This window comes from Paenibacillus sp. Soil522 (assembly GCF_001428245.1).
In the GTDB taxonomy this organism is placed as follows: Bacteria; Bacillota; Bacilli; order Paenibacillales; family Paenibacillaceae; genus Pristimantibacillus.
Genome location: NZ_LMRV01000110.1, coordinates 135,380 through 155,302, shown reverse-complemented (window position 1 = coordinate 155,302; position 19,923 = coordinate 135,380). Strand labels below are relative to the sequence as shown.

The 19,923-nt window shown below is 46.3% G+C and carries 20 protein-coding genes and 1 riboswitch; of the genes, 7 read left to right on the top strand and 13 right to left on the bottom strand.

Annotation, left to right across the window (positions count from 1 at the left end):
- The first annotated feature begins 112 nt into the window (after nucleotides 1-112).
- The 3 genes from ASG81_RS28970 to ASG81_RS28960 all read left to right on the top strand — a co-directional run bounded on the left by ASG81_RS28970 (nucleotide 113) and on the right by ASG81_RS28960 (nucleotide 2,650).
- Entirely contained in the window at nucleotides 113-544 is a 432-nt protein-coding gene (locus ASG81_RS28970) for a hypothetical protein (RefSeq protein WP_056643124.1), read from the top strand.
- The gene (locus tag ASG81_RS28965) at nucleotides 541-1,617 is read left to right on the top strand and encodes a phosphodiester glycosidase family protein (RefSeq protein WP_056643121.1); all 1,077 of its coding nucleotides are present in this window, start codon (nucleotides 541-543) and stop codon (nucleotides 1,615-1,617) included. Before ASG81_RS28970 ends, ASG81_RS28965 begins: the two co-directional genes overlap by 4 nt.
- Nucleotides 1,618-1,717: 100 nt before the next feature.
- Nucleotides 1,718-2,650: a proline dehydrogenase family protein gene (locus ASG81_RS28960; RefSeq protein WP_056643118.1), complete on the top strand. Its 933-nt coding sequence runs from the start codon at nucleotides 1,718-1,720 to the stop codon at nucleotides 2,648-2,650.
- Between the two features lie 75 nt (nucleotides 2,651-2,725).
- Here ASG81_RS28960 and ASG81_RS28955 read toward each other — a convergent pair whose 3' ends face one another.
- The 4 genes from ASG81_RS28955 to ASG81_RS28940 all read right to left on the bottom strand — a co-directional run bounded on the left by ASG81_RS28955 (nucleotide 2,726) and on the right by ASG81_RS28940 (nucleotide 7,100).
- On the bottom strand, nucleotides 2,726-4,120 hold the full coding sequence (locus ASG81_RS28955) for a HAMP domain-containing sensor histidine kinase (RefSeq protein ID WP_056643114.1): 1,395 nt from the start codon (nucleotides 4,118-4,120) through the stop codon (nucleotides 2,726-2,728).
- 4 nt (nucleotides 4,121-4,124) lie between these two features.
- The gene (locus ASG81_RS28950; protein WP_056643112.1) at nucleotides 4,125-4,799 is read right to left on the bottom strand and encodes a response regulator transcription factor; all 675 of its coding nucleotides are present in this window, start codon (nucleotides 4,797-4,799) and stop codon (nucleotides 4,125-4,127) included.
- A gap of 170 nt (nucleotides 4,800-4,969) precedes the next feature.
- The gene (locus ASG81_RS28945; RefSeq protein WP_056643108.1) at nucleotides 4,970-5,578 is read right to left on the bottom strand and encodes an iron transporter; all 609 of its coding nucleotides are present in this window, start codon (nucleotides 5,576-5,578) and stop codon (nucleotides 4,970-4,972) included.
- The gene (locus tag ASG81_RS28940; RefSeq protein ID WP_056643104.1) at nucleotides 5,568-7,100 is read right to left on the bottom strand and encodes an FTR1 family protein; all 1,533 of its coding nucleotides are present in this window, start codon (nucleotides 7,098-7,100) and stop codon (nucleotides 5,568-5,570) included. Before ASG81_RS28940 ends, ASG81_RS28945 begins: the two co-directional genes overlap by 11 nt.
- Before the next feature lie 284 nt (nucleotides 7,101-7,384).
- Here ASG81_RS28940 and ASG81_RS28935 point away from each other — a divergent pair, with 284 nt between their 5' ends.
- Nucleotides 7,385-8,152, top strand: a complete 768-nt coding sequence (locus ASG81_RS28935; RefSeq protein ID WP_200961644.1) for a hypothetical protein — start codon at nucleotides 7,385-7,387, stop codon at nucleotides 8,150-8,152.
- A 44-nt stretch (nucleotides 8,153-8,196) separates the two neighbouring features.
- Here the strand turns inward: ASG81_RS28935 and ASG81_RS28930 are convergent, their stop codons facing one another.
- From ASG81_RS28930 to ASG81_RS28905, 6 genes are all read right to left on the bottom strand, one after another.
- On the bottom strand, nucleotides 8,197-9,210 hold the full coding sequence (locus ASG81_RS28930; RefSeq protein ID WP_056643101.1) for a biotin-dependent carboxyltransferase family protein: 1,014 nt from the start codon (nucleotides 9,208-9,210) through the stop codon (nucleotides 8,197-8,199).
- A complete protein-coding gene (gene pxpB / locus ASG81_RS28925) occupies nucleotides 9,207-9,965 on the bottom strand; it encodes a 5-oxoprolinase subunit PxpB (protein ID WP_056643096.1) in 759 nt (252 codons plus the stop codon). Before pxpB ends, ASG81_RS28930 begins: the two co-directional genes overlap by 4 nt.
- 2 nt (nucleotides 9,966-9,967) lie before the next feature.
- A complete protein-coding gene (locus ASG81_RS28920; protein ID WP_056643094.1) occupies nucleotides 9,968-10,729 on the bottom strand; it encodes a 5-oxoprolinase subunit PxpA in 762 nt (253 codons plus the stop codon).
- Nucleotides 10,730-10,985: 256 nt separating this feature from the next.
- On the bottom strand, nucleotides 10,986-12,371 hold the full coding sequence (locus tag ASG81_RS28915; RefSeq protein WP_056643091.1) for an NCS2 family permease: 1,386 nt from the start codon (nucleotides 12,369-12,371) through the stop codon (nucleotides 10,986-10,988).
- 122 nt (nucleotides 12,372-12,493) lie between these two features.
- Nucleotides 12,494-12,594: riboswitch (purine riboswitch) on the bottom strand.
- A 127-nt stretch (nucleotides 12,595-12,721) separates the two neighbouring features.
- Complete coding sequence (locus ASG81_RS28910) at nucleotides 12,722-14,032, bottom strand: 6-phospho-beta-glucosidase (protein ID WP_056643088.1); 1,311 nt, start codon at nucleotides 14,030-14,032, stop codon at nucleotides 12,722-12,724.
- Nucleotides 14,033-14,092: 60 nt separating this feature from the next.
- Nucleotides 14,093-15,055: an N-acetylglucosamine kinase gene (locus ASG81_RS28905; protein WP_056643085.1), complete on the bottom strand. Its 963-nt coding sequence runs from the start codon at nucleotides 15,053-15,055 to the stop codon at nucleotides 14,093-14,095.
- Nucleotides 15,056-15,396: 341 nt separating this feature from the next.
- On the opposite strand from ASG81_RS28905, the gene ASG81_RS28900 reads away from it, so the two are divergent.
- From ASG81_RS28900 to ASG81_RS28890, 3 genes are all read left to right on the top strand, one after another.
- Nucleotides 15,397-16,059: a TetR/AcrR family transcriptional regulator gene (locus tag ASG81_RS28900; protein ID WP_235549078.1), complete on the top strand. Its 663-nt coding sequence runs from the start codon at nucleotides 15,397-15,399 to the stop codon at nucleotides 16,057-16,059.
- 80 nt (nucleotides 16,060-16,139) lie between these two features.
- Nucleotides 16,140-16,748 (top strand): hypothetical protein, encoded by a 609-nt coding sequence (locus ASG81_RS28895; protein ID WP_056643083.1) that lies wholly within the window; start codon nucleotides 16,140-16,142, stop codon nucleotides 16,746-16,748.
- 70 nt (nucleotides 16,749-16,818) lie between these two features.
- Nucleotides 16,819-17,226, top strand: a complete 408-nt coding sequence (locus ASG81_RS28890) for a hypothetical protein (protein ID WP_056643080.1) — start codon at nucleotides 16,819-16,821, stop codon at nucleotides 17,224-17,226.
- A 78-nt stretch (nucleotides 17,227-17,304) separates the two neighbouring features.
- Here ASG81_RS28890 and ASG81_RS28885 read toward each other — a convergent pair whose 3' ends face one another.
- From ASG81_RS28885 to ASG81_RS28875, 3 genes are all read right to left on the bottom strand, one after another.
- The gene (locus tag ASG81_RS28885; protein ID WP_056643076.1) at nucleotides 17,305-18,174 is read right to left on the bottom strand and encodes a hypothetical protein; all 870 of its coding nucleotides are present in this window, start codon (nucleotides 18,172-18,174) and stop codon (nucleotides 17,305-17,307) included.
- 146 nt (nucleotides 18,175-18,320) lie between these two features.
- Complete coding sequence (locus ASG81_RS28880) at nucleotides 18,321-19,088, bottom strand: copper amine oxidase N-terminal domain-containing protein (RefSeq protein ID WP_056643072.1); 768 nt, start codon at nucleotides 19,086-19,088, stop codon at nucleotides 18,321-18,323.
- A gap of 61 nt (nucleotides 19,089-19,149) precedes the next feature.
- Nucleotides 19,150-19,575 carry a hypothetical protein gene (locus ASG81_RS28875; protein ID WP_056643068.1) on the bottom strand — a complete coding sequence of 142 codons (426 nt, stop codon included), beginning with the start codon at nucleotides 19,573-19,575 and terminating at the stop codon, nucleotides 19,150-19,152.
- Nucleotides 19,576-19,923: the final 348 nt, after the last annotated feature.

Here is a 19,923-nt window from a genome sequence, read left to right as displayed (position 1 = left end):
CATACGCAACTATTCAGCGTCGATTGATGTCTAAAGTTATGAACCCTAATGCTTGCAGTTCGTTCATCCGATCTTTCATGCAAGTGACCAACAAGAGAGGTGAATGGATAGAATGAATGATTTGATTTTAGAACAACGCACTGCAAGCCAATACGACAATAAGACACGAAAAAAGAAAGGAAATAGGACCTTCCTCCTTTTCGTCTTCGTATGGCTCATGATCATATGCTCAGGCATACTAGGGGCCAAATGGTATACGGACCGGATTCAGCAGACGTTGTCTGCGGATCTGGAGCGGCAAACCGCCAGTCAAATTTCGGCGATGCAGAAAGACTACGAGGCTCGCATGCTTGAGCTGGAGACGGGCTACACTTCCGGTCTTGCCGAGCTGAAGGCCAAGGTCGATGCGCTGAATGAGCTGCTTACGTTCACGAAGGATAACGCAGATTCCAAAACCGACAACAGCAATAAGCTGTACACGCAATTGAACGAAGTGAAGAAGCAGCTGAACGAGCTGCAGAAGAACTTGGATCTGCTCAAATGAACATCACCGTTAAAGCATTAAACCGTACAGCGCTGCTTGCCATTGCGCCTTTTCTCGGCATTATGATTTGGCTGCTGCTATCCGATATTGTCATCCAATTATCTGAAGAAGCGTTTCCGCTGCCTGTAACCGAACAGGCACGAATCCCTGAAGCCGATATTACACCTGCCGCATCAGGCCTTGATCACGCCCAGGAAACCGCGTCGCAAACTCGTGAATCCATTCAAAAGCAATTAAAGCTGTATAAGCAAACAAATGCCGAAATGGCGAAAATCTCGTCCATAGCCGCAACGCAAGCGGTGAGACCGCTGATCCTATACGACCGCAAGATCACCAGCAGGCTGGGCAATCCCGCGGCTGCACTCGAATCGGAAAAGCTGAGAGCTCAGCTTTTTTACATAAAAGCGGAAAACTTCTCGGCGTATGCGCTCAAGGTGAAGCTGAAGAGCAGTGACGCGATGACTATGTCGCTTGGCGGAGATGAGCTCGGCAAGGCGGAGACAACGCTCGCCGCCGTGAATCGTCACAACGCTGTCGCGGGCATTAATGCAGGCGGCTTTGCTGATGGCCGCGGCAAGAGATACCCGCTGAGCACGACCATCGTTGACGGCAGCTATGCCACAAGCTTTGAGCCGCCTCATGCGGATCTGTTTTTTGTCGGCCTAAACGATAAGAATAAGCTGATCGGCGGGAAATTCGCGAGCCGGCAGCAGCTCGATGCTCAAAATCCGAAGTTCGGAGCATCCTTTGTGCCCGTCTTGATGCGCGGCGGAGCTTTGCAGCCCATTCCGGCCAAATGGCAAACTAGCCCGAAGCGCGCTCCCCGAACCATTATCGCCAACTATAAGGATGACCAGCTGCTGTTTCTCGTGGCTGACGGGTACAACGAATCCGGAAGCTCCGGCGCTACGCTGGGCGAAATGCAGATCTTGCTGCAGCGCTATGGCGCCGTTGACGGCTACAACCTGGATGGCGGCGGCTCTTCCTCGCTCATTTTTAACGGCCGCGTCATTAATAAGCCTTCTGACGGACAGCTTCGCAAGCTGCCGACACACTTTCTGTTTTTTAAATAATCAGGCTTGCATAGCGCGATAACTATGATTTTTGAATATACTAATAATGGACACCTTGAATCAGACTCCTACTAACGCTTTTTGGAAAGGAGCAACTCTGATGGGCATCGGATCGAAGTGGTATCGCAAGTCATTATTGACGATTACAGGAATTCCGCTTATAGAGAAGCTTTCAACGACCTTTGGCAAAAGGCTCGCCAGCAGGTTTATTGCAGGGGAAACGCTTGAGGAGGCTTTAGCGGAAATCAAGGTGCTCGGCAAGCTCGGAATTATGGCTACGCTCGATCATCTTGGCGAAGGCATCCGGGATATAAGCGAGTCTGCCGCATACAAAGAGCAGTATTTAAAGCTTATCGAAGGCATTGCCGCCAGCAAAGCAAGCTCTAACGTATCGCTAAAGCCGACCCAAATGGGACTCGCTCTGGACCAAGAGGCGTGCTATGCAAATATTCGGGATGTGGTAAAGCATGCGAGACGCCACCGAAACTTCGTTCGGATCGACATGGAAAATACGCCTTACACGCAGGCGACGCTCGATATCGTAAAACGGCTTCATACCGAAGGATTAACGAATGTCGGAACCGTGCTGCAGGCTTATTTATTCCGGACAGAGCAGGACGTCAAGGATATGCTGCAAGCGCGCATAAGCCTTCGCCTCGTAAAGGGCGCCTATAAAGAATCGGACGAGGTCGCTTATCAGAAGGCGGACGAGGTCATAGCCAGCTTTAAAAGCATGATCAAGCTTCATTTGGACAAAGGCGTTTATACGGCGATCGCCTCGCATGACGATGCGATCATCAGCTGGGTGAAGGCTTATGCGCGTACGCATCGGATTTCTAAAAACGCATTCGAATTTCAGATGCTTTACGGTCTTCGGATGAATGAGCAGGTCCGGCTGGCCAAAGAGGGCTACCGCATCCGCTGCTACGTCCCTTACGGCGTCATGTGGTATCCTTATTTCACCCGCCGGCTTGCCGAGAAGCCTGCAAACCTGATGCTGGTGCTCAAAAATATGTCCGGTCTCAAGCGCTGAAGCCGCTCCTGCGGCGGCTCCGGCGCTTTTTTTTCATACGTATATCAGCCAGGCACATGTCCTCTGCTTACATCGCTAACCGGCAAGCAAATTGACGATGACCGTCGTTCCCTGATCTGTCTTGCTGCGGATTTCAATCGTTCCTTGGTGAACGTCTGCAATCCACTTGCACAAAGACAAACCCAATCCGCTTCCGCCTTGGCTCCTTGTTCGCGAATCATCTGCCCGGTAGAAACGTTGAAATATAAAGGGCAAATGCTCCTCGGGAATTCCGATCCCGTTATCCGTCACCTCAATCCGGATAAATTCATTTTTACTATATGCTTTTATTTCGACTGCTCCGCCTTCAGGAGAGTATTTAATTGCATTTTCAATTAAATTAATAAATAATCTTCGAAGCAGATCTTCATCTCCGTTTAGAGTAAATGAATCTGGGATCCGCACATGCAGCTCTATTTGTTTTTTTACTGTCAATGACCATAAATGATTGGTTACATATTGAAATAATTGCGTTCCGTCAATCTTTTTCAGCTCTATCTGGTTTGGATTTGACGTCTTTGATAAATATAAAAATTTCCCTACCATATCGGATAAATAGATAACCTCTTCCAAAACGGAATGAAGCACAAGCTTATATTTTTCTTCTGATCTATTTCTGATTAAAGCAACGTCCAATTCTCCACGGATAATCGTTAAGGAAGTGCGAAGCTCATGGGACACATCGGAGGTAAACCGCTGGATTTGGGCAAAAGAAGTTTCTAACCTATCGATCATGCCGTTTAACGTTTTCGACAGCACCTGCAATTCATCTTCCGGTCCTTCAATAGGCAACCGCTCATGCAGGTTTGTTGCCGTAATTTTATTGGTAGTAGTGATTATTTTTTGAATCGGCCGCAATGTTTTTTTCGAAATCAGCCATCCCATTACGATTGAAATTCCTACGAATCCGAAATTGCAGATGATAATAATGTTCCGCAACTGATCGATGGCAAAATGCCGTATCCCGTCGGATGTAGCAACCGTAATTCTGCAATTCAATTTATTTGTTGATATCAGCGGGAGGGACATCGCACGAAGCGGTATTCCATTCAGCTCGGGATCCCAGCTGAAAATATTTTCGCCAATCTTCTCCAAAGTTCCAGAGACGTCGATGCGTTGACCGTGCAGATTTTGTGAGGCTGCGATGACTTTTCCCTGGTCGTTTTCGATTTGCCAGTACATCTCTTCTTCGTTAATTGGTGCTGAAACAGGCAATCCATTCATATATTCTTCGATTTTAGAAGACGAATATCCATTCTCAATATAATACGAAATTCTGCCGCCCTCTCTGGCCAACTTCGAATCCACTTCTTTGGTTAACGAACTGGAAAATGTAAGATATAACAATACGCTAAATAGAGATAAAATCGAAATAAAGACAATAGAGTGCCAGGTTGCAACCTTCCGGCTCATACTCTTGGGAAAAATCATCGCTTTATTCTTCTCCTTTAATGACATAGCCGACACTATAAACCGTTTGGATTAGCTTCATATCAAAATCCTTGTCAATTTTATTTCTCAAATGATTAATGTAAACATCGACCACATTCGTTCCCGTATTGTAAGAATCCATCCATACATGCTCGAGAATTAACGTCCGGGACAAAATCCTGCCTACATTTCGCATCATAAATTCCAGGATGGTATATTCCTTATTTGTCGTAAAAATGTGGCGCCCGCCCCTAATCACTTCCCGCGTGGAAGGATTCAGCGTCAGGTCCGCAACTTGTAAACAAGGGGAGGCATTCTCTTGATTCCGCCGCAGCAGACAACGGATACGGGCAAGCAGCTCCGAAAAAGCAAACGGTTTTGTCATAAAATCGTCCGCTCCCGTATCGAGTCCCTCTACCTTATCCTCCACGGAATCTTTGGCGCTTAAAATGAGAACAGGAGTGTTTATTCCATTCGACCGTAATTCCCTAATAAACCGAATCCCATTTTTTTTTGGAATCATAATATCCACGATCAAAAGATCATAATCTTCCACATAAGTAAATTCGGATGCCATGTCACCATCACTCGCCACGTCTACAACATAATTATGCTCTTTTAACCCTTGTGATATAAAGCGTGCTACCTTTGCTTCATCCTCAACCAATAAAATTCGCATTCGATTAACCCCCATAAATCTGCATGCAAATTATAATGATAATCATTATCAGTTACATATATATATCTTAGATCAAACCTCTTGCCACGTCAATCCAGAGAAATAATTACCATATAGAATTGAACATAGCACAAGCCACCTCTTAGAGGCGGCTTGTGTGGCACATGCTATTATTGTTTTTTATATTCGGCCGTATATTTAAATTCTTGTTTTGCCCACCACTCATCCACATCATGATAAGCGAAATTTTCTGTATCGAGTTCCACCCAGAAGGTGAAATCATATGTTCCTTCGCTCGGCATTTTTACGTTTAAGCCGTAGTGCGGGCCATCTGCAGCCGTCATCGGATAGAGACGTCCCTCTATTTTGTCGCCTGTTTGCTGATTCACTGCTTCATAAGTAAGCTTCAAGCCTGGAATCCAGTCCCCGGGAGCAAATCCCCACTTATTGTCTTCAATGGCATGAAAGTCTCCTTCAAGATGAATATCCGCATCTTTGTTTCCTGGCATTCCATGATACATCGAAGGGTGAACATCCTTGGCCAAAGGAATATATACGAAGACAAATTCCGTTCCAAATTTGTTTTCCTTACCGATCGGCACATCCGCAGGACCTGCCGCAGCGTCAACAGGCTGCGCTTCCGTATTAGCGGCATCCGTCGCTGCCGCTTCTTCCGCCGGATGGTTGGAATGATCTTCCGCTTTCGAGCCGCAGCCGGCAAGCAGCAGCAATCCTAAAAACAATACGAGCGTGGATAACAAATATTTTTTATGAAGCATGTGTAGTTCCTCCTATTAATTTTTTACGTAAGCTGATAGTTAACCCTATAAATAGAACGATCAATAACCCCGCTTGAGCCGCCACCACTTCGATCGTCGGATAGATGCCCAGCAGACTCAAGTCAGGCATTCCGTCAATTTCCGTTGCGTCTAATGTTCCTGCGAATTGCAATTCGCGAATCCCGTACCCCAGAAAACGGAAAGCCATAATGTTCAGCAAAATGCTTGTAGCCAAAAAGTACTGCTTCATTGGGATTTTTACCGCATAGCGGTTGATCAGATAGTAAACTAACCCGAGTAAAGCCACACCCAATGCGAGTCCGCTTATGACGGCCGTTAAATGTGAACTGCCCATTGCAAATATCGCCTGATAAAAGAGAATGGTCTCGAAGCCTTCACGGTAGACGGCAAAAAAAGCGGTCAATCCAAGAGTGAATACACTTCCCGTTGTGATCGAGGCTTTCATTCTGCCCTCAACAAATTTTTTCCACCGCGAGCCTTTCGCTTTATTCACGAGCCAGAAGCTGATCCAAATCAGAATCGCCACAGCTACCAGCATCGTAGACCCCTCCAGCGTTTCCCGGCTTGCTCCGCTGATCTTAAAGACGGTTTGCAGTAGAATGGCTGTAATGACGCTGGCCGCAACTGCCGCGCCCGCTCCCCAATAAATGCTCTTCAGCTTGTCCCTATGATCGGATTTAATCAGGAATGACGTTAGAGCTCCGATAACGAGAATTGCTTCAAAGCCTTCCCGCAAAATAATCGTCAAGGAATCCAAAAAGGATGCGAACGGATGAGCCGGTGCCGTAAGCATTTGTTTAACGGTCTGCAAATCGGTTTTGATCGAATCAATTTCGCTTTGCACCGCTTCAGCGCCCGGTTTCGAAGAGCTGTAATCTCTTAATTTCGCAAACTTTTGTTCCATTTGAATGAGCAATTTCTGATCTTTGGCAGCGATACTGGATTCCAAAGGACCAAACAAAGCATAAGCGTTCATTGCCTCGGCCAAAGCTTCTTCCACATTGCCGCCCTGCTGCTTTTGGTAATAACTGTCCAAGGACTTATTGATCTCTTGAATGACCGTTTCCGTATCATTATTACTTTGCGATAGACCCACCACATTCAAAAGCTCGGTAGACAGATCCGCAGATAAGGCAGCGATTTGATCCGGTTCATGGCGGTCATTTATTTTCTGCGTAAGAACATCAAGACCCTCCTGTATGTTCTTTACGGCTTCCTTATCGATTTCCGACAATGAGCCGCTGATCGATTTGAATTCGGCTTTTGCTCTTCCCACATATATTTTCGCTTCCTTATATTCACCCCAATTGACTACTTCCCTGTCCTTACTAACCCCTAATGTGTATTCCACCGGGATCGTGTTAATAAAGCGGGCGGTCTGAACAACCTTTTCATTAAGTCCATCGTTCTCATTAGCGAATACTTCCTGTGAAAAAACGGGAACGAGCAAAAATAAAACAACAAGAATGCCGACTGATGCTTGTCTTATAAATAGCTTCATAACTACTGTTTCACCCCCCTGCATCTTAATTGATAATAATTATCTTTTTCATTCATTCACTTTAACAAGTCAATCTAAAGTATTAATTAAAAAATAATTAAGATGTTTTAATGATTAATTTCAGATTGGCCGAATAAATAACATTATTAATATATTTTAATCTTGTTTTAAATAGTTTTTAAAACTTTTTTTATATGATAGCCGTATCACCGAGCTATTGATAATGAATATCATTATTATATATTCCGGTTTCATCTATTCATTTTTGGGGGAGATTTTTATTTATGCAAAATGCAGCAGTTAAAACGATGTTCGGTTCATTAAACGGGAAGCGGCTTGGAAACTGGGGAGGGCAATCCATAGTTGTTTTCATTCGTATTCTTTTCGGTACGGGTTGGTTATTAGCGGGAATGACGAAAATTTTAGGAGAAGCCGGCTCTTCAGGACATTCATGGTTCACCCAGCCTGGCGTATTTATTACCGATTATTTGATTAAGGCACTGGATAAACCGAATGTCGCACTCTTTTATAAAGATTTTATTGAAGGCACGGCACTGCATCACATCACGTTTTTAAATTATACGATTCCGCTTGTTCAGGTTACGATCGGCGTGTTTCTTATCTTAGGCCTTTTTACGTTGCCTTCCATTTGCATTTGCCTCTTTATGCATATTAACTTTCTGCTGTCGGGCAATATCAATTTAATCAGCCTCACGCTTTATACGAGCGCATTTTTCCTGTTATTAAACGGAAGACGCATGTATACGTTAAGCTTAGACCGTCTTTTTAAATTAGAGAGATTGTTTACCCGAAGCAGCAAATCCAAAAACGCCGGTATGACGGATAAAAATGAAGCTTCACCTCAGGATAGCCTTATGAAGTTTTTACAAGAGAGCACAGAGCAAATCGCCAGCTCGGTTGAAAAGGCGCAGGCGTCCCAAAATGAGCGCATCGAGCAGTTCATCTCTTATCTTCAAGAAACCTACTTTAAAGAAAATGGCTATTTTGAACAAGAGCATAAAAACACGTCGACTATTCGAAAAGTTAAATAAGCTCCCTAGCACACTGTAGGAAGCTTCAACACATTGCCTCCTCGTTAGTTAGCAGAGTTAAATTTTAATGCTATTGCCGCTTCCAGCATTTTCAGGTCACGCTCGTTGTCCAAATAAAGCCGCTCCGCTTCATACTGCGGGATCGCTTCGAATCGGAAGCGGTCGCCGGGCTTCAGCTGGGCAAACACCGGGATATCCACCGAAGCGACCTGGGCAATCCTTGGATAACCTCCCGTCGTCTGCCTATCGGCCAGCAGCACGATTGGATTGCCGCCTGGAGGCACTTGGACGGTTCCATTTACGACTGCCTCCGATAGCAGCTCTAGAGGCGCAGCAAGCATCAGCTTCTGCGGGCCTTCAAGCCGGTAGCCCATCCGATCGGACTGTACGGCTATTTGAAAGGTTTGGCTGAACAGCCTCTCCTGACTCTCCGCTGTAAACCGCTCATAATGAGAGCCCGGCATTGCGCGAATAATCGGATCCGCCAAATTTCCCGCTACGGCAAAATGACTCGCATGCCAGCCCGGAACGGCAAAGCTGCCATTCCTATCTTTACCCAGGAAATGCTTTATGCGCTCTGATAGCCGTCCGGGAGTTCGTGCAGCCAGCACATCTCCTGACCTCAGCACTCTTCCCTTGAAGCCTCCAATGGCACCCCGCAAATAGGTGCTTTTGCTCCCCATAACCTCCGGCACGTCAAACCCGCCAGCAACGGCTAAATAAGACCGGCAGCCGGACCCGTAAGCTCCAAACTTGACGGACACGCCTGCGCGAACCAGCACCGGCCTCCATAAGGGCAGGCGCTCCCCATCTGCCGTTACGGACATATCCGCGCCACAAATGGAAAGCAGCGTATCCGTCTCTATAAGCAGCTCTGTTCCGGTAAGCGTCATTTCCAGCACCGCTTCATAATCTCCGTTGCCGACTAACAGGTTGGCTGCCCGCGCCGCTCCTATATCCATTGCACCGCCAGCCACAACGCCGTATTTTTGAAATCGATACCTGCCGAGGTCTTGAATCGTTGCCATCAAGCCCGGACGAACGACGAATATACTCATAGCGCACCTTCTCTATAAAGCTCGTATTGCTTACTGGATATCGGCTTGAACCGCACCGAATCACCTGGTTGGAGTAAGCTTGGAACAGCATCTTGAGGCCGGAACAGCAAGGCCGGAGATCTGCCGATCAGCTGCCAGCCGCCCGGCGTTGCAACCGAATAGATACCCGTCTGCCCGCCGGCAATGCCGACGCTTCCTTGCGGAATGCTCGTTCTCGGCGTCTGGTGTCTAGGCGCGGCAATCATCTCGGACATGCCTCCCAAATAAGGAAAGCCCGGCGCAAAGCCGAGCATATACACCAAATAAGAGCCGCCGGCATGAATAGCGATAACCTCTTCTTCCGTAAGTCCGTTATGCCCGGCTACAAAGCTAAGATCCGGACCATGCTTTCCGCCATAGCAAACAGGGATTTCTATCGTTCTTCCTTCCTTGTCCGCATCGCTCAGCTGCTCTGTTACGGCTAGGAACGGCTGCAGCCGCGAACATACCGTTTCAAAAATCGTTGTGTGCTGAAGCTCAGTGGAAATGCGGCTTCTCTTGACCAGCAGCGGGTCATAATGGATAGCCAGTGCCGCAAAGGATGGAATGCATTCGATGAATCCGGCAAATGGCCGCTCCTCTATATAACGGCTGAGGTTCCTTACGATTCGGTTCGTTTCTGCGTCGATGACATTCCCCAGACGAATGATGACGGCACAATCGCCGAGAGCTTGAAGCTCATGCTGAATGAGCGAACCGGTTGTCTGCTTCTCCATCCTCATCCACCTGCCTTCCTAACGGCAATGCCTTCTGCCTCTAACGCTGCGCGCAGCTGCCTGACATGCTCTACTGCGCCTGGCGTGTCCCCGTGCACGCATACCGTATCCGCTTTTAAAATATATCCGCTCCGCTGCCGCGTACGAACCTCGCCGCCCTTGATCATTTGGACCGCTTGCCCTACGGCAAGTGCAGGGTCCGCAATGACGGCCCCTTCCGTCCCGCGCGGCGTAAGCGTTCCGTCTTGTTCATAGGACCGGTCCGCAAATACTTCATTGACCGTATGCAGCCCGATCGCATCGCCTGCCCGGATGAGCTCGCTGCCCGCCAGACCGAATAGCATCAGACTCGGCTCAACCTTATAGACCGCTTCCGCTATCGCGTCAGCCAGCGGCCTGCTCTTCGCAGCCATATTATACAAAGCGCCATGCGGTTTCACATGCGCGACGCTGCCTCCTTCGGATTTGGCGAACGCATATACGGCTCCAAGCTGATAAACCGTCAGCTCATACGCCTCCTCCGGCGTAATCGCCATCTCCCGCCTGCCAAAGCCGGCCAAATCCGGCAGCCCGGGATGCGCGCCAATCGCGACTCCGTGGGCAAGCGCCAGCTTGACCGTGCGGCGAATCGTCGCAGCATCTCCGGCATGAAAGCCGCACGCAATATTCGCTGACGTAATATATTTCATCAGCTCGCTGTCCGGGCCCGTACGATAAACGCCGAAGCCCTCTCCCATATCGCAATTCAAATCTACGTGATGCATATTGCTCCCCTTCCCGCCTGCCGAAATTCCATTTCCAAAATTATAACAAATTAAAGCTGAAAATGATCTAACCGGTGAAAAGCATACGAATCAAGCGTAAACGGCTGTCGCCGTCCTTTGGCGGCAAAAGCCCGTTTCGCGGTGAAATATAAGCTTATTTATAAATGTGAAACTTATAAATTCTTATATTTTGCAAAAAAAAGAAGCAGCGCCGGTCCAGCGCTGCTTCTTCTACATTTGATAAAGACGGTATGACCTATTCCCCGCCCATGAATACGTAACGGCCAATAATCAGCACCGCTAATATCCACATGAGCCAGTGTACCTTATATTTGCCTTTCCCGGTCGCGTTAGCAATTGTTGCAAGCAGCACGAACGAAACGATACCGAACGAGATACCGTTCGCGATATTGTACGTAAGCGGCATTAAAGCCAGCGTCAGGAAAGAAGGAATCGCGTAAACCATATCCGAAAAATCGATATCTTTTACCGATTGCATCATCAATACGCCTACGATAATAAGTGCGGCAGCCGTTGCCGCACCCGGAACGAGCGCAACAACAGGCGATAAGAAGATGGCGAGCAGGAAGCAAATGCCTGTCGTTACGGCCGTTAGGCCCGTACGTCCGCCTTGCGCAATGCCTGCGGAGCTCTCTACGAATGCGGTAACCGTGCTCGTACCGAGCACCGCGCCGCCGCTGACGCCGATGGCATCCACAAACATCGCCTTACCTACCCGTTTTTTGCCCGCCTCCGGATCCTTCATATAACCGGCGCGGTTTGCCGTACCGACTAGCGTACCGAACGTATCGAACATTTCGACGAACGTGAACGTTAGAATGACGGTTACAAGTCCGACCTCGAACACGCCTGCAAAGTCAAAATGCCAGAAGTTCATTTTCGAGAAATCAGGCACCCAGGTTTGGCCTGTAAATGCAGCTTTTACGTCAACATGACCAATCAGAATCGCAATAATCGTTGTGCCAAGAATACCGAACAAAATCGCGCCCGGTACGCGAAGCACCATCAGCACGCCGATGAGAAGCAAAGCAATAATCGTAAGCACGACCGTTTCATTGTGGAAGCTGCCCAGCTGAATAACGGTTTCGGGTCCGCTAACCGGTGTAAATTGTCCCGCCTTGATATCCGTGAAGCTCGATACGGCGATCGTCATGATGCCGCTGTTCTTCAAGCCGATAATCGTAATAAACAAGCCGATACCGACTGTAATCGCATGCTTCAGGCTGTCAGGAACAGCGGTTATGAGCATTTGGCGAATTTGCGTCAGCGTCAAAATGATAAAGATAATACCTGAAATAAAGACCGCTGTCAGGCCCATTGCAGGTGAGATCGGCGTGTCCGTTGACGCCGATGCGATAACGACCGATGCAAAGTACGCGTTAAGCCCCATTCCCGGAGCAAGCGCGACAGGAAAGTTAACGAATAAGCCCATCGCGATCGTGAAAATGCCGGCGGCAAGCGCCGTTGCCAAAAACACGGCAGTCCAATCCAGCCCTGCTGGCGTAAGTATGATTGGATTGACGGCCAATATATATGCCATCGTCATGAAAGTCGTCAGCCCTGCCATAATCTCTGTTCTGACATTTGTTCCGTGTTCCTTTAATCGAAAGAAACGTTCCATTTTGATTACTAACCTCCCAAAAATGTGGTGGAACAAACAAAGATGCCCAGAAAAAAATGCAATAAAACACATTTCTCCTAGGCTCTGCAAAAAGGGGAAAAGTATACCCGCCGGACCGCTGCGAGCTTTTCCGCCATTTTCGTAGCCTGATCATTTACGGTGACCGAGTAGAGACTCTCAAGCCGATTCTTGAGATTATACGAAAAAATATGCTGTTGTTGTTTTCCGTATACAATATTAATGAGAATATATCCACTTTGTCAACAGCATTCAAAGAACATTAATGGCAATAAATACCTTGAATATTCGTCTCCCGTCCCACCAAAAAGCTGTCATATGGGGAACCGGCTTTATTTTTTGAAAAAATGAGGCAAATACGCTTTGTTCACCTCTAGCATTTCCTCAAGCAGCAGCTTCGCGACAGCGACGCCCGGAACGAGCGGATGATGCACCAGCGCCTGCAGCGCGATGCCTCTGTCTCCGCTGATGGCGGCCTCGATCGTCAGCGATTCGTACGTTTTCACGGCATGCAGGAGTCCTTTAATAGGCTCGGGAACACGCTGCAGCGGCAGCGGCACCGGACCTTGCGCCGTAACGACACAGTTGACCTCGATGCTCGCATCCTCCGGCAGGAAATCGATAATGCCGCCGTTTCTCACGTTCAACGTCTGAATGTCCCGCTTATCCGTGTACAGAGCATGCATCAAATGAACGGCTGCCTCGGAATAATAAGCACCGCCGCGCTTCTCCAGCTGCTTCGGCTTCTCGCTTAAATTAGCATCCTTATACAGCTCGAAAAGCTCCTCCTCTATCCGGCTTACAATATCCGCACGCGTGCCGTTTTTACCGAGCGACTCCTTCATATCCGCAAGCATCGCATCCGTCATATAGAAGTATCGAAGATAATACGTAGGCAGCGCGCCTAACGAGCTAAGAAATTCCTTGTCCCAATCCAAAGCCGCTACGTTCAAAGCCGAATAATCGCGGCCGCCGGCGATCATCTCCTGCAGCTTATCCTCACCATTCACATAGGCGGCCGTAATCCAGTGCAGGTGGTTGATGCCCACGAATTCAGGCAATACTTCACGTTCGCTGACACCGTATTCCTTGGCAAGAAACTTTTGAAAGTTAATGGGAGAATTACAGAGACCGACCGTCTTTACGCGGCTGTGCTTCTGTACCGCTTCCGTCACGATACCTGCCGGATTCGTAAAGTTAAGCATCCACGCATCCGGCGCCAGCTCCTCAATATCTCTGCAAATGCCGAGAATAACAGGCACCGTGCGCAGTGCCTTGAACATGCCGCCCGGTCCCGTCGTCTCCTGTCCGATTACGCCGTGAGAAATCGGGATATGCTCATCGCGGCGCCTTGCTTCAAGTAGACCAACCCGTATTTGCGTCGTTACGAAGTCTGCTCCGGCAATCGCTTCGCGGCGGTCTAGCGTCAGCTTCACTTCTATGGGCAATCCGGCTTTCCCGACCATCCGCCTCGCCAGCTCACCAACGATCGCCAGCTTATGGCGGCCCTCCTCGATATCAACGAGCCAAAGCTCGCGGATCGGCATTTCGTCGTATTTTTTGATGAAGCCTTCTACGATTTCAGGCGTGTATGAGGAACCGCCGCCGATAACGGCGACCTTTAATGGTTTTTGGGGCATCATGGATGGGGGGACCTCCTTTAATGTATTCGAGTCTAAAGCGGCAACTATGCAGTCAGGCCCTTAAAAGGTTATTTTCCTCAAGGCAGCATCCACGGTTTCGTTAATCGTAAAGCCGCTACTATCCATCGCGCTCATGACCGCTCCGACGACCGGGTCAACCGTTAGCTTAACGGTTTTCGCATGGGGAGCGACCGCTGCGAGTGCCTCTTGAACCGCGTCTGCCATATGCGGCGAGCTTCCACGGGACAGTACGCTGCCAGCCAGCACGACGTCGAAATGCTCTTGCTCCATGCCAAGACGCTTGATGAGCGCATTTGCCGCATTCGCGTGCTCTCTGCCTGCCTCCTGTAAAATACGAATCGCCACCGCATCTCCCTGCCCTGCCGCCTCAAACATCACCTTAGCAAGCGCATGGGATGGCCGTTTGCCGTTATAAAGCGCATCGTCGTACATATCTTGTATCGTATGATAACCAAGCCGCTGCGGAACGAGTTCGCTGAGCAGCGTCGCTTGCTCCCTGCCCTCTGAGGCGCGAATGGCCGTGCGAAAGGCGTGAATCGCAAGATCGGTGCCCGAGCCTTGCCCGTCTCCGAACAAATAGCCAAAGCCTCCATACTGAAGCTCATCTCCCCGCGGGCTGCGGGCCGCTGCGTTAAAGCCGGTGCCGCTAATGATTACCGCACCATACGGCCGGTTTGTTCCGGCACGCATTCCGATCATCGTATCGCATGCGATCGCATGTTGTTTGAAATCAAGCGATGCTATCATCGGACGCAAAATCGCATAGTCAGGCCCGCGGTCCGCTCCAGCGAGTCCGAAAAAAGCGAACGTCACCTGCTCCTTCGTCATGCCCGCTTCGTACAGCGCTTGCTGACATGCATCATCAATGCTGTTCCTCGCTGCTTCAAACGCTGTCTGGTGATTCCCATTTCCTCCGCGGCCTCTGCCAAGCACATGACCCGTCTCATCTACGAGCAGGGCATGCGTCTTGCTGCCTCCTGCGTCTACCCCAAGAAAAACCATATCGGTCACGCTCCTCAGTTATACTTTTAATATTTCAAGCGCAACCGGCTAGCGCCTTTGGAGCGGCTAAAGCTCGTTTCGCGCTGAAATAGAAGCATGGTGTAGGATTTGAATATATATTTTAAAATAAAAAACACCGCTCTTCTAATTAAAAAAGAACGATGTCATGGTACTATCTTGCCGTTTATTTAGTCGCGCAGCTCGCCCCGAATCGTATCCATTCCCCTCGTACGCTATGCTTTGCTTTCGTTAATTTGCTACCTTCACAAATTATAGCAGGTGAAGGCATATTGACAACATCTGTCAGCACGCGATAATATATAACCAACGGTTAGTAACCAATGGTTATAAGAGGAGGATTCCCCATCGCTACGAAAAAGGAAATGCGTTCTGAGGAAACGAAACGCTCGATTGTCGATGCAGCCGGAAAGCTGTTCGGCGAACGCGGCTACGAGGCGGTAACGATTAGAGAAATCGCGAGCGAAGCAGGCTGCTCCCATACGACGATCTATATATATTTCCAGGACAAGGTAGCCTTGCTTCACGCCCTGTCCATGCAGCCCTTGCAGCAGCTTAAAGCCGAGTTAGATACGATTGCCGATAATGCATTTTTGTCCTCGGACGAGAAGCTCCAACGCTTGAACGAACGGTTTATCCGGTTCTGCCTGGAAAATAGGAGCATGTACGCCATTTTTTTCGAGGTGAAATCCGTTCGCGTTGATGAGCTGGAGCCCGATCTCGAGATCAATCGCTTACGCAACCAGATGTTCAACATTATTTTGCAGCTATTGAAAACCAATCTTAATTTACCTGAGGGCGAGCAGCTCCTAAGCTTCTCGCGCATTTATTTCTATATGCTGCGCGGGATCGTCGGCACGTATACCCTGTCTGAAGAGACCGTCGATTCGATTATGAGCCGCCTCTCCTCCACCTTCGACGATGCTTTTGAGGCGTTGCTGTTCGGATTTGGCAAGCAGCTTAGCGAAAGAAGGGCTGAGAAATGACATTTTTATTATTCCTCTTTTTGTTTACCGTTGTATGCGGCTGGCTTGATGCGCGAATAAACCAGAAGGAGGCAAAATAGATGATTGCCGGACATTTTGGACTTGCGGCTGCAGTCAAAGCGATGGAACCAAAGGTACCCTTATGGGCAATAATGGTCAGTACGCAGCTGCTAGATATCGTGTTCATTCCGCTTCTGCTGACAGGCGTTGAAACCATTGAAACGATTGAGGAAGGCGGTTATGGCAAAGCAGTCATTCATGCTGACTACACGCATTCCCTCGTTGGAGCACTACTTATAGCAGCTATCGCCAGCTTCATCGCATGGCGCGTATGGAACGGGCGCAGCGCGATCGTTATTGGCTCGGTAACCTTTAGCCACTGGCTGCTTGATTTGCTTGTGCATCGAAGCGATCTGTCTATTTTGCCCGGAAATAGCGGAGATTGGCCTTTGCTCGGCCTCCGGCTGTGGGAGCATCCGGCCGCCAGCGGCGCCGTCGAGATAGCGATTGTTCTTCTTGGTGCTGTTATGTATTTCAGATCGGTCGTCACTAGATCCGCCGGGCAGACGGTGCATGGGACTGCGGATTTAAATATCAGAGCAGGCGTAAGTTTGAGGCGTGCGTATTTGACCGGTTCATTGATGGCTGCCTTGCTGGTATTATCGTTCGTTACCGATTTTTTTGGATAAGGATGAATGCACAGACCATGTTACTTGTTTTGAACAAGTTGGGCATGTTACCTTATGAGGTGAAAATCAAATGACTAAATTAATAACCATTTTTGCTTTATTTCTGTCTTTGAATATAGTTGGCATAGTTCATGCAAAGGAACAACCGCCTTTAATGGGCAATATTAAAACAATTCCTTCTCCCGAAGGTAATTGGGTATATATTCCTGAAGGTAATGGAGAAATGATAATTAATGTATCTACTGCTTATGCAAATACTTTTAAAGTATGGAGAGTTCCAACTGGAACACAACAATGGGAAAATCGAACCCTGATTTGTGAAAAAAGAGGAAACGAAGATGACTGGACTTGTACCTGGAGATACACCAAGGACGATAATATTCATGACCATTTCGTTGTTGAAGTTTCAGGAGAAGGTGGGAGTGCTACGGCTAGTATCAATGTGACTCGAAAACATGCAATAGACCATCCTCAATAGTAATACCCGACATGTTCGGGCGAATCACATGGGAATGCAAGTTCAAATTCAACATAATTCTCAGATTCACTTTTGGTTTTAAATCCGAGTTTGAATTGCAATCATATTATGATGAGATAAAGCCCTTAAAGCATCCATTGTCCAAATACTACTCCAGATTTTACCTGATTCTTCATCCTGAACAGTCCAGTTCAGTATAAAATCACCTTCTTTATCTTGTGTTATTATTTCATTTTCTAAACTTCGAATGACATGTTCTTTTATTGTTTCAAATAACGGACTGTCGGGTGAATGAGCAAAGAAAAATGGCTTGGCACTATATGTTGTTGCCCATTTATCTTGGTTGGTTTCGATAATTTGATAAATATCATTCTTAATTCGATTTAAGATTTCGGTTTTTAGCGGTTCATCAATTCTGACAGCCAAACGCAGTATACAAAGGGCTTCTAAAAAATAATATTCATGGTAAGGTTTTTGGGGATTACGAATAGATGACATTGCTGTTTCAGTTACAGCTTCAAGAAAATCATTTGGAACTAATTCACGATACTCATACAAATATCCAACTAACTCGGAATCAGGATTATCATGCCATCCGCTAATTTTTTCATTATGCCTTGGATGCCAGCATTTAAGGTCATGGTCGTATGTGTTTATCATGTATTTCATTGCTTTCTGAACGATTTCATCATTACTTGTAGCACCAATTTCACTTAGATATTGGAAAGCCATGCTTGTATCCATAGCATTTGTATAGTTGGAGTTTCCTTCTCCCATATTTCTAAATCCACCATCATCACCTTGGTATTTACTCATAACACTAATGAAACTCTGCGGAGAACCGTTTTCAAAATGAAATCTAAATAATTCTTGCTCCAAATCCCTGCCTTGTTTCATTAAGTAGTTCTTTGCCATTTGCAATTTTTCAAATGAGAGTTTTAATGCCATGCTGTCCTCCTTTAAATACTTCCTATTCAATAAGTTCTAAAATGTTGATTCAAAATCCTTTATCAATTATTACACCTTTAGAATCACATATAATCGTATCGCTTCAAATTTAGTTCGTAGTCGCTGAATTGGTGTGCTATGGGTATTTATTGTGTCAAGTAAGCAAACTGGAAATCCCCTATTAATATCATACTAATTGTTTTATTTGAATTATCAAAAAAGCTAAACGAAACTGAATATGCACCAGATAGTCTATCTTTTATTTTTTCTGTTGAGCCAACTTTAATAAGTTTATCGTTCTCTTTAGAAAACAGATAGGTTACTGCAACTTGATTGAATGATTCATCAACAATTCCATTTCCATAATTGCTTAATACTTCACTTAACTTATTACCTAATCCAAGGTTTTTGTTTGTACGATAACGGTTTGTATTATTTTCTCCTGCTTTTACAATCAATCCTGCTACTATATCATCTCTATAAAAAATCTCAAGACCATTATAATTATAAATTTCCTTAAAATTCACATCAATTGGTTTCCCAAGTTTCTGTTCTACTTCTTCTTTGGGCATCCCCAAACTGATTATTGAATTTGATAAAGTATCGGAAATGCTTAAATCATCCAGAACAAACTCACCAGGATTATCACTTACCCGAATAGTCCCAGTTTCACCGTTCCAGCTTACCTCTTTGTTTAATGACTCACTTATAAATCTTAATGGTACGTAAGTTGTTCCTTTGTATATAAAACCTTGTCCTGTTGAATCAGGTATCTTCTCAACACCATTAAATACATAATTTAGCTTCATAAAGTAAACTTCTATTTGGGAGGAATTAGTGGCGTATACGGTAGTGGCACTAATCATTGCACAAACAAAAAAACCTAAGACAAAGGATTTAATGTTATTTTTCATTGAATGTATTACCTCCTAGAGATGTAGATATTTCACAATTATGTTTAATAAACTCCATGTTTTATGCAAACTTATGTTCATACTGTAAAAAAAATCTCCTAATAGAATCTAATGAATATAAGTTAAATTCGAATCCACCACCGCTTAAAGTCAAAGTATGTCTTTCCCGACCTATAAAAATTGGTTTGGATATTTTATATTTCAGCGTCCCTGTTTCAGAATTGACTTTTTCAAAATACAACTCCATTTCATCAGGACTCATGCTCACCAAACAGGCGGTATAATTCGTTTTATATGTACTATCCTTTGTTTGTCTAATGAAGTTCTTCACATTATCCCACTCAATGTAAATGTCTGATATGTATCCATAAAAGCCTTCATTTTGAATCGAAACTGATATACACATACTTGGCAGCATTTCATTGTTATCTATTTCTACACAATCTAATTCAATATAAGACTTTTTGTCCAATGATATAATTTTCAAATCAGACACCACCTTACGATATAAAATTGCTCTTTTATAGCTGTTTGAAACTTTCATCGGTAATACACATTCCATTTTCATTAGCTGTATAGCAAAATTCTATTTCGCTGGCTTGCCATTTTGAAAAAGCCATTTTGCCTACGTATATTGCCCCTATTTTTCCATCACTGTGGCTCTTTATTAGCTTTTGTAAAGTCTTTTTCTTGGTTTAGCCTGAAATCCTAAGATTAGTTCTTTAATTATAGTCATAAAAAACTCCCTTCTATTTGCTAAACAACGCAGATAAAAGAGAGTAATTTTTTGCACTCTATTGTTGCAGGTGTACGTGGAATATTAATGCCGTCAACG

Excerpts from the sequence above, each read along its gene's own strand:
- ASG81_RS28970 (WP_056643124.1), top strand. The coding sequence starts at position 113 with ATGAATGATTTGATTTTAGAACAACGCACTGCAAGCCAATACGACAAT.
- ASG81_RS28965 (WP_056643121.1), top strand. The coding sequence starts at position 541 with ATGAACATCACCGTTAAAGCATTAAACCGTACAGCGCTGCTTGCCATT.
- ASG81_RS28960 (WP_056643118.1), top strand. The coding sequence starts at position 1,718 with ATGGGCATCGGATCGAAGTGGTATCGCAAGTCATTATTGACGATTACA.
- ASG81_RS28955 (WP_056643114.1), bottom strand. The coding sequence starts at position 4,120 with ATGATTTTTCCCAAGAGTATGAGCCGGAAGGTTGCAACCTGGCACTCT.
- ASG81_RS28950 (WP_056643112.1), bottom strand. The coding sequence starts at position 4,799 with ATGCGAATTTTATTGGTTGAGGATGAAGCAAAGGTAGCACGCTTTATA.
- ASG81_RS28945 (WP_056643108.1), bottom strand. The coding sequence starts at position 5,578 with ATGCTTCATAAAAAATATTTGTTATCCACGCTCGTATTGTTTTTAGGA.
- ASG81_RS28940 (WP_056643104.1), bottom strand. The coding sequence starts at position 7,100 with ATGAAGCTATTTATAAGACAAGCATCAGTCGGCATTCTTGTTGTTTTA.
- ASG81_RS28935 (WP_200961644.1), top strand. The coding sequence starts at position 7,385 with ATGCAAAATGCAGCAGTTAAAACGATGTTCGGTTCATTAAACGGGAAG.
- ASG81_RS28930 (WP_056643101.1), bottom strand. The coding sequence starts at position 9,210 with ATGAGTATATTCGTCGTTCGTCCGGGCTTGATGGCAACGATTCAAGAC.
- pxpB (WP_056643096.1), bottom strand. The coding sequence starts at position 9,965 with ATGGAGAAGCAGACAACCGGTTCGCTCATTCAGCATGAGCTTCAAGCT.
- ASG81_RS28920 (WP_056643094.1), bottom strand. The coding sequence starts at position 10,729 with ATGCATCACGTAGATTTGAATTGCGATATGGGAGAGGGCTTCGGCGTT.
- ASG81_RS28915 (WP_056643091.1), bottom strand. The coding sequence starts at position 12,371 with ATGGAACGTTTCTTTCGATTAAAGGAACACGGAACAAATGTCAGAACA.
- ASG81_RS28910 (WP_056643088.1), bottom strand. The coding sequence starts at position 14,032 with ATGATGCCCCAAAAACCATTAAAGGTCGCCGTTATCGGCGGCGGTTCC.
- ASG81_RS28905 (WP_056643085.1), bottom strand. The coding sequence starts at position 15,055 with ATGGTTTTTCTTGGGGTAGACGCAGGAGGCAGCAAGACGCATGCCCTG.
- ASG81_RS28900 (WP_235549078.1), top strand. The coding sequence starts at position 15,397 with ATGGTTATAAGAGGAGGATTCCCCATCGCTACGAAAAAGGAAATGCGT.
- ASG81_RS28895 (WP_056643083.1), top strand. The coding sequence starts at position 16,140 with ATGATTGCCGGACATTTTGGACTTGCGGCTGCAGTCAAAGCGATGGAA.
- ASG81_RS28890 (WP_056643080.1), top strand. The coding sequence starts at position 16,819 with ATGACTAAATTAATAACCATTTTTGCTTTATTTCTGTCTTTGAATATA.
- ASG81_RS28885 (WP_056643076.1), bottom strand. The coding sequence starts at position 18,174 with ATGGCATTAAAACTCTCATTTGAAAAATTGCAAATGGCAAAGAACTAC.
- ASG81_RS28880 (WP_056643072.1), bottom strand. The coding sequence starts at position 19,088 with ATGAAAAATAACATTAAATCCTTTGTCTTAGGTTTTTTTGTTTGTGCA.